Below are 16,408 nucleotides of genomic sequence, written 5' to 3' on the forward strand. Positions count from 1 at the left end.
ATGACAGTACAGAATTTTATTCCTACCATTTGGAGCGCACGTTTAAATGAAAGTTTGAAGAAGAATTTGGTGTACGGTAATGTGGTCAACACCGATTATGAAGGTGAGATTCAAGGTCAAGGCGCTACAGTAAAGATCAATTCGATTGGAGCGGTGACGATTGGCAATTATGACAAGGTAGCTGGAATCGGGAATCCACAGGAACTGGATGCTACACAAAAAACATTGGTGATCGATCAAGCGAAGTATTTCAATTTTCAAGTGGATGATGTAGATGCTGCTCAAGCGAATGTAAATCTACTGGATGGTGGAATCGTGGAAGCCTCCTATGGACTCGCCAATGTAGTGGATCAGTATCTTGCTGGATTTTATACAGAGGTTAAAACAGAGAATACGATGGGTAACGACACCGCGCCTATTGTTCCAACGAAGGATACAGCCTATGATTTGCTGATTGATTTAGGCGTACTATTGGATGAGAACAATGTGCCTGAATCGGAACGATTTGTGGTGGTTCCTGCATGGTACTATGGCCTGCTACTGAAAGATGCTCGTTTCACCAAAGACTCAAATATTATCCGCACGGGTTATGTAGGGGATATTGATGGTATGACGGTTTACAAATCCAACAATGTGCCGAATACAGGAGGAGCCAAGTATAAAATTATTGCGGGTCATAAGAGTGCGATTTCGTTTGCCGGGCAAGTGGATTCGGTCGAAGCATTCAGACCAGAGAAGCAATTTTCGGATGCAGTGAAAGGGTTGCAAGTGTTTGGAGCCAAGTGTATCAAGCCGGAAGCTCTCGCTATACTTACAGCCAATAAGTCATAATTGAAAATGGATGATATGAGAACACATTATAATAGAAGAAACACGTTTGGGGTGTCCGTTTCGGATACCCTATTTTTCATTTTTGGAGGGTAATAAGATGTGGTTTTTGAATCAAGAAACAGGCTGCACATGGGAAGTAACGGATCAGGAGCTGATGCTGCGTTTACAGGCTAGTGGGTATTATAAGCAAGTGAATGAGCCTAAACCAGATGAGACTGGGGAAGATGAACCTGTAACGAAAGTTCAAACGGTCAAGAATATGAAGCGCACCGAGAAGGTACAGGTAAAGGAGGAGCAGGAGCCAGTACATGAGTGAGCTAATGGATTTGCTGAAACGATTATTGAGCATGGAGCCGACAGACATATCCAAGGATGATATCCTGATCCACTATTTGAATAAAGCAAGGAGTAATATTTATGGCTATTGTAATGTCGTAACACTGCCTGTGGAATACGATCATGTTATGGTCGATTATGCGGTGTATCTATATCAAAATAGGGATTCGGTTGGCCTGACAAATAAGCAGGAAGGTGAACGCTCAGCTACCTATGAAACAGGGATTCCGGCAAGTATCCGGCTGGCTCTTCCTTTACCTAAAATCAAGGTCGGGACAGATTAATGTTCTATGATACGAAGTTGGAAATTTTGGATAATATCAATTTCACTCCTGTCCAGTTAATCATGGCAGATGTACAACCTTATCGCAAAAGCTTTTCATTTGAAGATGGTTACATACTAGAGACGACATATCGAGCTTTCTGTCCATTAGAATCTTTATGGCAGTCAAATTCCTATGTTCGAATTGGCAAAGATGTCTTTATTATTTTAGACATAAAAGAATGGAGTGATTACGTTGAGTTGTACCTGTATCGCTGTAAGCCAGATTTTGCATTGGAGGTGGAGGAGTGACAAGGAGCCTAGAGTCGATGCTGGATTTCTTTCTGAGAGAGAAGGGAGAGCTTGTGCAAATTAATAGTGTAAAGCAGCTTGCTCTGATCCGGGATGCGAGAGATATCATTCAAATGACCGATGAAAAAATCATTCGGGCAGCGACACCTTTACAAACAGGTGATATCGTAGATTATCGCTATGAACGATATTTAATTACCAGTCAAGTGGATCAAAATGAAAAGTCGTGTCGATGTAGGATGCGAAAATGTAATCAACGGTTGGCTTTAAACTGGAATGGGCAGGTGAAATGGTTTGATGCTGTCGTGGAAGCCAGAACGTTTTCAACGGAAACAGGTAAAGTTATCTCCATGCCAGAGGGCAACATTCTGGTTAGTCTACAGGACAATGTAGATGCGAGGGACATTACATTAAGCTAACGATTTTATATGACTCATCAGCCTTTTAAAGTGACTGGAATTGATCGCACGATGAATGGCATCATCCAGTTAAGCTGCACATTGGATAGTATGAATACAGCTTATGATGACGTGGAACATAACATTGCAGACAGATGGAAGTACGAGATTGCTCATACATACGCATTACATATACATCAGGGAACGATAGCTCATGTGCTGCTCAACGAAACGTTATCTTTGAAAGTAACGGCTACGGATAATGGTATTCCAATAGAGAATCCGGCGATTACCTATATATCTAGTGATCCGAACGTGGTTAGTGTAGATCAGCAAGGTCAGGTTATGGGCATCGCTTTGGGACAAGCAAGTATTACTGCGAAACTAATGTATCACCCAACAGTACAAAGTACCATTGAAGTGAGAGGCGTTGAAACGGGAACGCATATCTATTCGACAGCCATTATCGGCAATTCAGTTCTAAAAACAGGCCAAAGCGCCTCATACGTCAGTCATATTTATGATTATGGAACAGAAGTGTTTGACCAGTCGGTGGAATGGAGCCTACGAAATCAAGATGATTCAATTCCGATCATGGGGAGCATAACAGCGAGTACAGGAAATAGTGTAACGATAAAAGCCGGAAGCAGTAGTGGGTCTAGCAACAAAGCATTAATATTAACAGCCACCTTAGTAAGCGATCCTAGCATGACTATAGAAAAGACCATTAGCCTTAAAAATTTATTCTAAGCTTTATATCTATTGGTTTGCCTTAGAGGTGAGCCATTTTCATTTCAAAGGAGCCACATACATATGCAACGAAAATCCATCGACTACCTACTCTGCCTGAGCCTTTTGAAGCAATTGAGACCACAACATGTCATTACAGAAGAAGAATTTATAGCCATTGACCAGCTTAATAAAAAATCTTTCAAGTAGCTATAACATGGGCAGAAATGGACTTGATGATGTGCCGCAAGCATTATACCATGTGACCGTATAAAGAAGATATTGAAGGGAGAAACACCTATGGCACAAGCCGCAACCGCAAAAAAAGTCGTCGTCGTTCCCATTAAAACGATGGACATCGTAGAAGGAATTCAATCGATTCAAAAGAAGAAAGTCGCTGCCTATTGCCGAGTCAGTACCGATTCCGAGGAGCAAAAGGAGAGCTACACCAATCAGGTAAACCATTATACTCAATACATTCAAAACAACTTGGAATGGGAAATGGCTGATATTTACGCAGATGAAGGCATCACCGGTACCACCACTAAAAATAGAATGCATTTTAATCGGATGATACAGGATGCACGAAATGGTAAACTGGATCTGATACTGGTCAAGTCGATTTCGAGATTTGCTAGGAATACACTGGATTTATTGAAATATGTACGGGAACTCAAAAGTCTCGGAGTTGCTGTGTTCTTTGAACGAGAGAACATTAATACACTGGATACCACAGGTGAAGTATTACTGACCATTCTGAGTTCTCTTGCACAAGACGAGAGCCGAAACATTTCTGAGAATAGTCGATGGGGCATATTACGTGGCTTTCAAAACGGCAAAGTCTTCTGCAACACCACTCGCTTCCTCGGTTACGATAAGGATGAACATGGTGAATTGGTGATTAACGAGCCAGAAGCAGAGATTGTACGCAGAATATATGAGGAGTATCTGGACGGAAAAAGCTATCAGGCGATTGCTAGAGGATTGATGCGAGACCACATTAAAACAGTCACGGGTGGCGATACGTGGTGGGATTCCTCCATTACCTTAATTCTGACCAATGAGAAATATTACGGAGCTTTGCTTCAGCAAAAGACGGTAACGATAGATTTTCTAACCCACAAACGAATACGGAATAAAGGACAGGAGCAGCAATATTTAATTGAGGACAACCACGAACCGATTGTCTCGAAGGAACTATTTGAAGCGGTGCAAAAAGAAAAAGAACGGAGAGCCAAGCTAAAAGGGAGTGTGATGGGGGATAGTAAAAGATACTCCAGTAAATACGCACTGAGCAGTAAAGTATATTGTGGATGCTGTGGAGCCATTTTTAAACGTCGAACCTGGAACAGCAATAATCCATCCAAAAAAGTGGTATGGCAATGCAAAACGTATGTCAATGAAGGTAGGGCAGTCTGTGATGCCAAATCAGTCGATGAACCAGTTTTACATTACGCGTTTGTACGATTGTTCAATCGGATGTATAAGAACAAGAAAGGATTCATTAAAACGCTGAAAGCCAATATTGAATCGGTACTTTCCAGCAAAGTAGAACGAGACCCCTTAGTTGAAATTGAAGGACAGATGCAACAATTGAAATCCGATTTGAAGGAATTAGTGAATCTGAAGCTACGGAATCAGATTGATGAGATTGTATATGATGAAGAGACGAACAGACTTTCCAGTGAGCTAAATGAGCTACGGCAACAGATGCTGATATTAGAGGAGGAAGAGGATCAGCAGGCGAAAATCAAGGAGCGAGTCGATGAGATTATTCAACTATTAAACTCGCGGCAAGACATACTGGAACAATTTGATGATAACCTATTTAATGCGTTGGTGGAGAAGATAACCATTCTCTCACCAGCGCATTTTGTTTTTACCTTAAAAAGTGGAATGAGCATAGACGAAATACTGGACTAACGAAATCATAGGATAACATTATCAGTGGGCTAACGAATATTTGTGGAGTGTATGACGGGAAGAATCAATCGAATCCCGTCTTTAACTCCTTCCATATAGATGGACTGTTTGTCCTGACTTAGCTGATAACCTATGGCTTCTTCCCATTCGGATAGCAGTTGCTGAATATCCTTGTTTTGATTCATTTTGAATTGATCCATTTGAGTGAATAGGTGCACATCTTCTAATGAATATGAAGCCTGTTGTTCACTGGCGAGTTCTAACTCATAAAATCGCTGGCGTAATGCTTCTTGAAACCAATCTGGCCAATTTGTCATGGTACATTTTCCCTCTCGTGGTTGAAGTGTGTGTATGTTAACTCTGATGGGGAGGGATGGCAAGTCATTGTTTTTATAGTGTGGAGGGTTGTTGAATTATCTTTAAAATATATTTTTCATTAAGAGGATTCTGGGTTTATATATAGATTTAAATATTGAAAAAAATACCTTATTTAACTAATAAGGATAACAAAAAACAGGTCAATCATGGTGGTATCTGACCATAATCGACCTGTTTAATGTAGCGGAATAGCGTTATTTAGGTTATAAAATTAAAGCATTGATGTGCGTACAAACAAAATGATGAAATCTTTATACGGGTATTACATGGGTTATACGTGTTATCAGTTGAATGATGGGTCATTCGGCACTGGGTAGCCCCCACATGATTTATGTTCGTTGCAACCACCTATACAACACTAAAATTAATCAACTTTCAAACCTAAGATGTATTCTACTCTTGATTTAGTAGAATCGCTTGTTTCCCTGATTTTGTATTCATCTTTATTATTAATTAATTTTTTACAGATTTGAATGTCTTGCAACAGCTTTTCAATGTCATTTTTATCTATGTGCTCTTCAAATTTAGTGTTTTCCAGATAACCATCCAGTTTAGAATATATAAAATCAGCAAGTTCTTTATATTTCAAACTCTCTATTGCAATAGAAACAAAATATAAGGTTTTAGTAAACAAACTATCGTTTACTATTCTCCAATCTTCTTCCAAAGTTTTTGCTGAAACCTGCGCCACATTTAAACCTTCTTCTTCAATATATTCCTCAAAGTCTAACACTATAGATGATTTTATTGATTCATAACTTGTCATGTCCATATCATCAGTCCTTATCTCATATTTTTAGAATATATATTTAACTGAATATTTGGGAACTTACGTCTAAATTCCATAATTAAATTTGAACAACTTTGACATGCATCTAGTTCTGTAAACAAATCTATTCGCCCTTTAACATTAGGGTCTTTTATTTGAGAAGCAATATCTTCAAGAATCTTTGCCTCCGTGTCATTAAATCTTGGAAATTCATCATCAACATAGGTTTCCAATGACTTATCAACTTTAGAATAACTGAAATCTCCAACATTACTACCAATGCTATCAGAGGAATGAATCTGGCTGTGTGCTTGAAATTCTTTATTAATACCAGGAATGCTTACATCTGCCACTGCGACATTTCCACTACTTAACTTTTTTAGTTTTCTATCAAGTTTATCTCTCTGTGTTTTTGAGAGATTTTTGTATTCGTCGGAATTTCTTGTTTTTTCTATTTTTCTGTTAATATCGCCTCTAACATTTTGAGTTTTCTCATATAAGCTATCTATTGTCCGATTAGGTAATCTATTTTCACCCGTCCCCTCAATCTCTTTATTGGGCTTCGGATTTGAGAGTTGGGGGGCCTCTGTTTTTTCACTTATGATTTTAGGGCCTGGATGAACAGGATCTTTACCTGATAATTTTAGTGTAGGTTTGGGCTTGAAAAATGAACTAGCTCCCTCAGTAATCCCTACTACACCAATGATATTGGACCAATGCTCTGCTGACAAAGGATCTTTAGGTGTCAACGCTCCCCGAATAGTCTCCGTTATTCCGAATGTAGCAAAATTGATAGCGTCACTACCAGATTTACCTTGATTACGTGCGCGCTCCATATAGGCTTGATACAATCCTTTAGGTATACCGTACGACAAGTAATCCAAATATGCGCCAACTGAATCGTTTCGTTTTTGGGTTCTTTCTGCAGTAGCATCATAAATTCCTTTTCCTATTTCAGTTAGGCTATCTGCCGACTTCACAGTCACATTTTGTGCTGTGTGTGCCTGTTCCATGGCTATTTGGCCTTTTATCATCTCACCATTACCCGTATGATCTAGATAGCGATCCCACCAAGACTTAGGCTGCACGACTTGTGGTTTCGGCTGCTGTTCCATGCGGCTGTCGGAATTGGCACTCCAACGTTGTCTCAGATCTACAGGAATCTGCTGATAGGCATGAGCGATAGCATTTGACTCTTTCAGCAAGTTCTGAACCAGCTCCAGTGGGCCACCGGAATCCGCCACATGACGCGCACTCGTATACACTTTGCCCAGTATCCACTTGCTATAGTAGGCTTGTCTCGCTTGCTCATGCTCATATTGACTAATCAGTCCCTCAAGGGCTAAACCAGCCAAGTATTTCAACGGATGAACTTCGTTCCCCTTGTTATTGCCTCCAACCGTTGGCGTTCCTTTACTACGAATAGGGATGGCTCCAGTTGCTTGTAACACCGTTGCCGCCACTTTACCTGCTGGCCCACCCACCGTATTCAACATCACACTGGCTACTTTCCCTACTGCTGGAATGGAGCCTAACAGTTTGGATATCGTCCCCATCAAGGCATTCGCCTGTTGAAGTACTGCTGGAGTTGTAATTTTTGCTTTAGGAGTAGGGGCTTGGCTGCTAGATGAATCCTTTGCTGCTGATTGGGCTGCTTCATATGCTTTTATACTCATCAATGGTGGCTCAGGCACAGGAGGGAGGTCAGCCACGAAAACAGGAGCTTTCACCGTACCTTCCTGATAAATCACTGGAGACTTGGTATCCGTCTCGCCATCCAGAACCATGCTACTTTCTCCACCTTTGAGATACAGCGCCGTTCCAGCTTCCAGCGATAGTTCCTCACCTGCATCGAGCTTCACATGACCACCCTGAATCTGTACATCCCCCGGACTGTTGATGGTGATGCCACCATCTTCATTTAGTGTAATTGAAAATCCATCCGAGGTGGACAGGGTCAATTCATGCTCAGACATTTCTACCCCGCTACCTTGCACATGTTGCCATACCTTCACATCCGGTTGTCCATTTGCGTGGCTTTGTTGTCGTAGCGAATCCGTTACATAGGCATCCTGTTCGCGGTGTGTAGGCAGATACAGTTCTACTTGTTCCCCGATCTCAGGCATATCGTACCAACCGCTATGTTCTTCAGCTACATATCGAGTCGCCACGGGAAACCAGCAGGCTTTGGCAGGGTCTTGCTTCGGGTCGATAACAAGTTGAAGCTGTACGAAATCCTGCTGTACCTTGAGCACCGTTCCTGTCAGCGAAATCCCGGTGGCCTGATCGTTTTCATACCGGGCATAGCGAATATTCTGTTCCGCTTGGAGATCATAACGAGTACGCAATAAGCCATCCTCTAACCGTGTCACTGCTCGAACGACGACCAACTCTTTGCCTTGTCCAATGGGTAACGTAATGAGGTCGCCCAGCGCATAATATTGCAGGCTTTCAATCATATAGGTGACATACGAGTCGGCACGTTCTCCTGGTTTTCCCGTGTCTAGCTCATGAAACGTTTTCCGTATCCGATAGAATACATCTCGTTCTACTTTGTACTGTTTGCCTTCTGGCATCCCAAAGAAAACCTTGGGCGAGGCTGCGGTTACCTCTGGCACGAGCACGGAGCCAAAACGGGAAGCAAGACGCTTTAAAAATGCCCAATCGGTCTCCTCATATTGTAAAACAAAAGTATCCAGTTTGGCATAATTAGTTACGGTATCAATGGCGTCTCCATACTCATATTTACGAACCATCGAGGTGACCAGATCATCATAGGTACGGTGAATATCCTGATAGGAACGTTTTTTCAGCTTGATATCCATTTGATAGGAATGGGAAGCAGCCTCCAATTCAAAGGTGTATACTCCACGTATACAATGTACGGACATTTGCGTAACGATCCCGTGAAACAGTCTTCTTAGCGATTGTCCCTGATCATCCAATTGACGAATCACAATCGGCTCTTGCTCCATATTTTGCCCGATACAAGCTGCTCCTTGTTCTTCTGAGAGCATACCATTGATATGTAAAAAGGTATGATCATTGATGGTACGTGTTATTTGAAGTTGATCGATGTGTTGCGGCTGAAAGGGACCATAAAAGCGTAGGCTTTCATACCCGATCCCATCTGATAATAGGCTCAAGTGAGTTCATGACTCCTTTCTAGATGTGATGGCTGATTACAAAAGTAAAGTGCAGCAATTTAATTCGAGTCTGACGAATAGAAGAAATGGATGAATACAACTTTGAGTCAAGACCCATATGTATCATTGAGTTTGTTGGGTATAAAACGTGCTTATTCGGATACAGGCGTTCCAAGTAAGCTTTCATTCAAGGTACAAAAGGGCAAGAGGAGATATTTAAATAACAGTCCAGCATATGTATATATCGGTTGAAAGAGAGATTTAGTTTACAAAATGACCCATTCGTTGGGGTATTTTCAATGTGTAATACTGGAATAGAGAAAGCTGATAGTAATTTTGAGCAATTGCTTTTCAAAGTCAGGAAGGGGGCTGATTTAATCGTGATCATGGATTCGGGTAAATTAAATACAGGTTCATATGGAATTAGCGGGATTGGTAGAAGTGAAGGGGGAACAGGCATCATCTGGAAAAAGGTGGTGTTGTGAGAAGGAGTGGCTTTTGATATTATAGGTAATATATATAATGAAAAGGAATATATCCCTTTCGCTGTCTCGACACATGTGGAGTGCGTGGTAGTAATATATCGAGATGAGAAGCATTGATGCACGAGGGATAGAGGGGAATTTGAATATGTTCCTGCATTCAAAAAAAGTCTTTAGGGTTGAGTGCGGGAATATATATTATTTACATATAGCAAGGCACGCAAGAAGTCAGGAGGTATATATAGAAAGGGCATATTTAAAAGGATTTAGTAGGATCTCATAGCATTAAAAAGTCACATCATTTTAACGAAATTATGGGCATTTTTTACGCTATTGAAGACTCTCCTAAGAATTATTATATTAGGTTCAGAAATGAAGGTATCTGTTAATTTTGTATATATCGTATTTTTCTTGAAATTTGTTATAATCAAAATGAATTTTATTAATAATTTAGAGGAAATGAGCTTTTAATTAATTATTAGATAGAAGATTTTGTTGTGATAGGTTTATAAGAGAATCAATTATATTAAATGATAACTAATGTGAATTTCAAAAAGTCAAAAATAGAAGTTCTTAATATTCTATAGTTGAAGTAAAGCAGGTGTTTGTAGTCAAATCCAGAAACTACCTTTACAAGACATTAAGTGAAAGAAAAGTTCTTAAAACATAAAACATAAAACATAAAACATAAAACATAAAACATAAAACATAAAACATTAAGGGAGAGTTCAAAGTGGCAAATCGACAAAATAAAAAAGCTAGAAGATTATCTATGCAATTGGAGAAAAAAGTTCTACCTAAACTGCAAATAGAGGCTGATATTCCAACTTTAGTATTTTTGTTTCCTTCACTAATTGCCTATAGTAAATTCAAAAATGAGTGTATCACAAAATATAACAACTTAATTAGAAGAGAATCAAACATTGAACATTTTTACTTAGATCCTGGCATGGGAATTTCAATAAGTATAAACTCCATCAAAAAGACGTATAGTTTGATGGTAAACAATATAATTATTAGCGATGGGTTTTTATTATTTGATGGAAGCCAATTTGAAGAAATAATTAAAATAATAAAAAATGTACAGGGAATTTATATACATGCTGCACATATAAGCAATAATACACTTGAGTCGGAAGAGTTTGTAATAAGTGTGTTTAAAGTAACCGTTGATGGAATTTGTGTACTAGAAGTAGATAAAAAAATTAATGATAAAAATTTTTTGAACTTACCTGATTTAGATTGGTATAAAGATGGCATTATTAATCCTGGAGGTGGGGGAGTAGGAACAATCTTGGATGAAGAGAAAAATTTAGTTTATGCAGTAATTCGTCTGTCTGAATATACTAGTCGTGGATATGAATCTTTGGTAGAAATTTTTAGAGAGAATTTAATAATACGAGATGGTTATGTTAAAAATCTTAGTATTATAATTGATGAGACAGATAGGGAGAATATACTACTCAAAGTTGAAATATTTAACCTCAAAAATAGTAAACATCTTTTTAACGCTACATACCCAATTCAAACCACAAAGCATTATGTTAATTTTAAGGAATATTTCAACAATGATCAATTTTGTTATCTAGAGTTGCAAAAAGTTACTCAGGGAGAAGAATTAATTGAAACCTTCAACGATGTTAAATTAAAAAATATTATAATTATTAATGATAAGAGAAGAGGTGATTTTGTTAACTGGATAAATCCTGTTAATTTAGACCTTGGTGGTTTAGACGGCAACAAAAAAATTCTCATAAATGAGAAAACTTTAGAGGTTGGCATATATAAGCACGTTGAATTAAGAAATTTAACTGATGATTATGTTAGAAAAATTGTTAACGAGCTAGTAGCTAATAAAATAGGTCTAGAGTTGAAGTTACCAATGGTAGATACATCGTTTCATATGGATCAATATACAGTTGGTATAATTACTAAATTAGTTCCACCTCCGGTTTATAAACTAGATGAAATCGAAATGGAGAATATATGTAATTTTTCCTGTTTGATTGATATGGTTGCATTTGACATATTAGTTTGCAATACTGATAGACATGTGGATAACATTTGCTTTTCTAAAAAAAATAATAATTACTATCCAGTATTAATAGATCATACTAGGTGTCTGGGCGGTTACTTAGCAGGCGATTTGAGAAAGTTACATTTAGATAATTTTCCTGTATTCTTTAATTTTACAGGTTTACAGGTAATAGGTGATAGAATATCAGAAATTAAGCAATTTTATGAGGTAATAAGTAAAATTGAATCTCTGAAATTCGATGAGATTTTTGAGTTCATTTTTGAAGAAGAACTCCAAAAATTTATAGAATCATGTAATGTTTACGATGAAAAGATCGGAATTATTAATATTTTGTCTGACACTTTTAAGAAACGACAAAAAAATATTAAGAATATAATAAAAAAATCTTTGGATTTATAGATAATTAAGTGTGTAAATAATTCTAAAATGTTTTATAGGGCTTTGATTGATGTAATTAACTACTATGGAAGTCCAAGCATTCGATACTACTTATACTTAAACCTCAGTTTTATGATACATTGAAACTGTTTATAAATGAATTAGCTGTTTCTAGTAATCACTCAATAATTGTTTGGAGAATTTTTTTAATACGGACTTTGTTTCAAAATTAAGCCGAATCATGATACACTCACTAGATATACAGATTGATTAGGCCCTTGGTATTATTCAAGGGTTTTTTTTGTTCCATATATCCCCATGAATATGCTATAATGTAGGAAATAAAGAATAATTATGCATAATTTAGTAGAGTATTGGGCAGAAGTATCCCCTTGGTCTTGGGTATATAGTCCTTTTGTATGAGGTGAGATATTCTGATGAGGTGAAAACAAGTGGCAAGAACGTATTATGCAGAAAGAAGGCAAATTGTCTATGTAATTGAGAGGATTAGAACTGCTAACAGGACTTTGGAGTAAGCAGGGTGGATTTAAAAGTAGCAAGAGCATCGTATAATGAGGAAATATAAAATTGAAATACTAGGGAGGAAGTTTTATGCATTCTAAACTACTGGTTGATGCAACTGACCTGGCTCAATGGGCCGAGAGACGAGATTCCCAATCCATGCTTCCTCAACTCATAAGGAGTTTAATTCTTTCTAGCAGCGTACATATTAACCGTATAAACTTTGCAGCAGGTGAAGGTGTGAGCCTTGGTGGATGGGATGGCATTACTATTGCTGAAGAAGGTGATAGTTTTGTACCAACAGGCACATCAGTATGGGAAATGGGGGTAAATAGAAATGTTAAGGGGAAAGCTGATAATGATTACGAGAAACGATGCAATAACCCTTTATTTATGATTCCAGCAGAAACTACATATGTTTTCATAACGCTCAGGCGGTGGAAGGATAAAGATAAATGGACTGAAGAAAAGCAAAAAGAAGGAGTTTGGAAGGAAGTTTGTGTTTATGATGCTGATGATCTTGAGACATGGTTAAGTCTTAATCCTACTGTTCATGTTTGGCTATCTATACTTCTTGGTAAGCACCCCCAAAATTGCATAGATTTAAGTGGATACTGGATCGATTGGTCAGAGGAAACTCAACCAGCTATCACACCTGAAATGGTGTTAGCGGGGCGTGAAAATATTACTTCAGAAATTTATAAATGGCTTGAGAGTTCCCATTCTCCATTAACTCTTCAAGCGGAAACACGTGATGAGGCTATTGCCGTATTTGCTGCATCTATTAGCCTACTTCCCTCAAAAGAAAAGGACTTTTTTTTATCAAAGGCTATAGTCGTAAAAAGCTTAGATGCTTGGAGTTATCTATCATCCTCACAAAATAACCTTATACTAATTCCTACTTTTGATTCAGAAAGCTTAAGTCGTGCAATTAGGAATGGCCATCATATTTTAATTGTTTTAGGACGCTCTGATAGTTCTACGTCAGACACGTTGCAGATTCCACGTCTTTCCCGTGATAAAGTGACAGAGATTCTAATAGGAAAAGGAATTGATGATGATCAGTCACGGGAACTTGGACTTATGGCTCGAAGAGGACTAACTACATACCGTCGTCGGATGGCGATTAGCCCAGAAGTGAGACAACCTTTATGGGCACGACCAAGCGAGGCAAGATCTTTAGTACCTATTCTATTAGTAGGTGCTTGGCAGGAAGATAGAGAGGGGGATAAAAAAGCCCTTGCAGATTTAGCAGGTGTTTCTTACGAGTACGTAAATGAAGTGCTTATCAGATGGGCTTATGAATCAGATCCTCCAATACGAAAAGTTGGACATATTTGGTATTTAATCTCAAAAGAAGATGCATGGGCCCAACTTGTGCGATATATAACTTCTAACGACATGGATAAGTTTAAAAGCCTAGTCTTAAATGTATTGGGTGAGGTCAATCCTAAGTATACTTTGCCTATAGAAAGGCAATGGTATGCAGGGTTACTTGGTCGATCATCAATCTATTCTGATTTATTAAAACGAAATATAGCTGATACGTTAGCTTTTATGGGCTCTAAAGCAGCTTCTTTCCACCCATCTTTATCACTAAGAAATATTTCCTCAACAATTATATATGAGCTATTTGAAGTAGCAAAAGGAGATTGGCAACTCTGGTCTACTTTATCGCCAGTTCTGCCGCTTCTTGCTGAAGCTGCGCCAGACAGATTCTTTGATGCATTAGAGTTTCAATTAAAAGACAGTGATACAGCTGTAAATCTTTTTAATGATCAGAAGGATAGTATGTTTGGATCTTCTCCACATACTCATATACTCTGGGCTTTAGAAATATTAGCTTGGAATCCAGAATATTTAGGAAGAGTAACTATGTTGCTAGCTAGACTTAGCAATATAGATCCTGGGGGAAAATTGTCTAATAGGCCGGATAATAGCCTACGTGAAATATTTTTAACATGGCATGCACAAACTTGTGCAACAGTGGAACAACGACTTCAAACTCTTGAGTTATTAGTTAGAAAGGAACCAGATGTAGCTTGGAAGCTATTATGTAAGTTATTACCTCAATATAACAGCATAGGTCATAATAATTCAAAACCTAAATGGAATGAGTGGGCCCTAAATTATAAAGGTAGTATATCGGCGGCCGAATATGGTAAAGCAACACACGAAATTATCAAAATGTTGTTATCCTTAGTTGGAGAGTCTGTTCAGCGTTGGAAAGAGATTATTCAATCTTTGTCCAATCAATCTCTAGAAGATTTTCAATTGGTACTTGAGCAATTAAAACTTTTATCACAATCAAATTTAGATTCTAAAAGGAAAACAGAACTTTGGAATGCTTTAAGAAGAGAAGTGCTGAGACACCGTTCATTTCCAGATTCAGACTGGGCTCTTTCTAACGAATTAGTAGACAAGTTAGAAGCAGTGTTTTTTAATTTTAAACCGACTGATATTATACTTCTTTATAGCTGGTTATTTGATCAAAGACCTGCATTTCCGCGCGAACGTGGAATGCATTGGGAGGAACACAAAAAACTATTAAAGCAAGAACGTAAGGATGCTGTAACAGCTATCTATCAAAAGTTAGGGCTAGCTGGTATTGAGAATTTGTTAGATAATGTTGAAAATTCGTACCAGTTGGGCGTTACTGTAGGAGAAATTGGCATACTCGGTGCAGAAGAAGACCATATGATGGAGATGAACCTAGATTCAACTGAACAAAAATATTCAGAGTATGCAAGAGGATATTTATTGGGGAGAATCGTGTATGAAGGCTATGACTGGATCAGAAATAAGTTGTCTTCTGTAGCGAAAGTGTGGTCAGTAAATAAAAAGAATGAGTTATTTCTTCACCTACCTGCAGAAGAAAGTACATGGATGTTACTTGAGAAGGAAAGTATTGAGATCAGAAGTAAATATTGGTCCTCGATTTCACCCTATTCTATTCATCAAGAAAATTTGGATAAAGCAGTGGGTTACTACCTACAGTATAAATTTCCTTATTCTGCAATAGAGATTTTGGGACTAAATAAGGACTACTCCAAACCTCTACAGATAATAGAGTCTTTGGAACAAGCTTTATCTGTTTCTTATAAAGATAATATTTCGAGGGACTCCTTTTCCTATTATCTATCTGAGATTTTTCAGGTGTTAGAAGAATCTAATGAAGTAGATGAGGAAAGAATTGCATCTATGGAATGGGCATATCTTCCTATTTTGAAGGATCAATTTTATACTCCTAAATTTCTTCATCACAAACTGTCGCGTGATCCTAGTTTTTTTGCAGATGTGATAACATTAATATATGATTCCGAAAATGAACAGCCAGATGAGTTAAAAGAAACAACTGAAGAATCACAATGGCATATAAATCGGGCATTAGATTTGCTGGAGTCTTGGACAGTTTTACCTGGTCAGGATGATAGTAATAATATAGATGAAGAGTTCATTTACACATGGGTGAAAGAAGCTTTGCGAATAGTTTCTGATAGAGGAAGAAGTAAATATGGAGCCCGTCATATTGGAGAGATCTTAAGTAAATCGGTTAATGGAAACGATGGAGCTTACCCTCATGAATATGTGCGCAATATTATAGAGGATATGGCGAATCTAAATTTAGAAAAAGGTTTTAAAACATCTGTATACAATAGTAGAGGCGTTTACATGAAGCAGATATTAGAAGGCGGAGAACAGGAGCGACATTTGAGTGAAAAGTATAACAACTATGCTAATATCACAAGTTTGAGATGGCCCCGTACTACAACAATACTTCGTTCGATAGCTTCTTACTATGGTGGAGAAGCTCGAAGTGAAGATATTAGCGCAGAATTAAGTGAAGATCTATACGATTAATGATTTTTATTAATTGATCATATTTTAGTGTATAGACTTCCTT

At 38.0% G+C, this 16,408-nt stretch carries 14 protein-coding genes; 11 read left to right on the plus strand and 3 right to left on the minus strand.

Annotation, left to right across the window (positions count from 1 at the left end; all coding sequences use genetic code 11):
* From ABIA61_RS25080 to ABIA61_RS25115, 8 genes are all read left to right on the plus strand, one after another.
* Nucleotides 1-831, plus strand: coding sequence for a phage major capsid protein (locus ABIA61_RS25080; RefSeq protein WP_404581428.1), 831 nt, complete (start codon nt 1-3; stop codon nt 829-831).
* Nucleotides 832-928: 97 nt separating this feature from the next.
* Nucleotides 929-1,147 (plus strand): hypothetical protein, encoded by a 219-nt coding sequence (locus ABIA61_RS25085; RefSeq protein WP_404581429.1) that lies wholly within the window; start codon nt 929-931, stop codon nt 1,145-1,147.
* Nucleotides 1,140-1,451 (plus strand): phage head-tail connector protein, encoded by a 312-nt coding sequence (locus ABIA61_RS25090; RefSeq protein ID WP_404581430.1) that lies wholly within the window; start codon nt 1,140-1,142, stop codon nt 1,449-1,451. The genes ABIA61_RS25085 and ABIA61_RS25090 overlap by 8 nt, the downstream gene beginning before the upstream one ends.
* 62 nt (nt 1,452-1,513) lie before the next feature.
* Entirely contained in the window at nt 1,514-1,741 is a 228-nt protein-coding gene (locus tag ABIA61_RS25095; protein WP_404581431.1) for a hypothetical protein, read from the plus strand.
* The gene (locus tag ABIA61_RS25100; RefSeq protein WP_404581432.1) at nt 1,738-2,160 is read left to right on the plus strand and encodes a hypothetical protein; all 423 of its coding nucleotides are present in this window, start codon (nt 1,738-1,740) and stop codon (nt 2,158-2,160) included. Before ABIA61_RS25095 ends, ABIA61_RS25100 begins: the two co-directional genes overlap by 4 nt.
* A 9-nt stretch (nt 2,161-2,169) precedes the next feature.
* Nucleotides 2,170-2,889 carry an Ig-like domain-containing protein gene (locus ABIA61_RS25105; protein ID WP_404581433.1) on the plus strand — a complete coding sequence of 240 codons (720 nt, stop codon included), beginning with the start codon at nt 2,170-2,172 and terminating at the stop codon, nt 2,887-2,889.
* 63 nt (nt 2,890-2,952) lie between these two features.
* Entirely contained in the window at nt 2,953-3,078 is a 126-nt protein-coding gene (locus ABIA61_RS25110; protein ID WP_404521919.1) for an SHOCT domain-containing protein, read from the plus strand.
* A 90-nt stretch (nt 3,079-3,168) separates the two neighbouring features.
* Nucleotides 3,169-4,791: a recombinase family protein gene (locus tag ABIA61_RS25115; protein WP_404581434.1), complete on the plus strand. Its 1,623-nt coding sequence runs from the start codon at nt 3,169-3,171 to the stop codon at nt 4,789-4,791.
* 29 nt (nt 4,792-4,820) lie between these two features.
* Here the strand turns inward: ABIA61_RS25115 and ABIA61_RS25120 are convergent, their stop codons facing one another.
* The 3 genes from ABIA61_RS25120 to ABIA61_RS25130 all read right to left on the minus strand — a co-directional run bounded on the left by ABIA61_RS25120 (nt 4,821) and on the right by ABIA61_RS25130 (nt 9,084).
* Nucleotides 4,821-5,108, minus strand: coding sequence for a hypothetical protein (locus ABIA61_RS25120; RefSeq protein WP_404581435.1), 288 nt, complete (start codon nt 5,106-5,108; stop codon nt 4,821-4,823).
* Nucleotides 5,109-5,533: 425 nt separating this feature from the next.
* On the minus strand, nt 5,534-5,941 hold the full coding sequence (locus tag ABIA61_RS25125) for a hypothetical protein (RefSeq protein WP_404581436.1): 408 nt from the start codon (nt 5,939-5,941) through the stop codon (nt 5,534-5,536).
* Between the two features lie 11 nt (nt 5,942-5,952).
* Nucleotides 5,953-9,084 (minus strand): deaminase domain-containing protein, encoded by a 3,132-nt coding sequence (locus ABIA61_RS25130; protein WP_404581437.1) that lies wholly within the window; start codon nt 9,082-9,084, stop codon nt 5,953-5,955.
* 248 nt (nt 9,085-9,332) lie between these two features.
* Between ABIA61_RS25130 and ABIA61_RS25135 the strand changes: the two genes are divergently transcribed.
* The 3 genes from ABIA61_RS25135 (at nt 9,333) to ABIA61_RS25145 (ending at nt 16,365) form a co-directional block, all read left to right on the plus strand.
* Complete coding sequence (locus tag ABIA61_RS25135) at nt 9,333-9,569, plus strand: hypothetical protein (protein WP_404581438.1); 237 nt, start codon at nt 9,333-9,335, stop codon at nt 9,567-9,569.
* A 730-nt stretch (nt 9,570-10,299) separates the two neighbouring features.
* Entirely contained in the window at nt 10,300-12,003 is a 1,704-nt protein-coding gene (locus ABIA61_RS25140; protein ID WP_404581440.1) for a hypothetical protein, read from the plus strand.
* Nucleotides 12,004-12,594: 591 nt separating this feature from the next.
* Nucleotides 12,595-16,365, plus strand: a complete 3,771-nt coding sequence (locus ABIA61_RS25145) for a hypothetical protein (protein ID WP_404581441.1) — start codon at nt 12,595-12,597, stop codon at nt 16,363-16,365.
* Nucleotides 16,366-16,408 lie beyond the last annotated feature (43 nt).

The organism is Paenibacillus sp. RC21 (assembly GCF_044907935.1).
Lineage (GTDB): Bacteria > Bacillota > Bacilli > Paenibacillales > Paenibacillaceae > Paenibacillus > Paenibacillus terrae_A.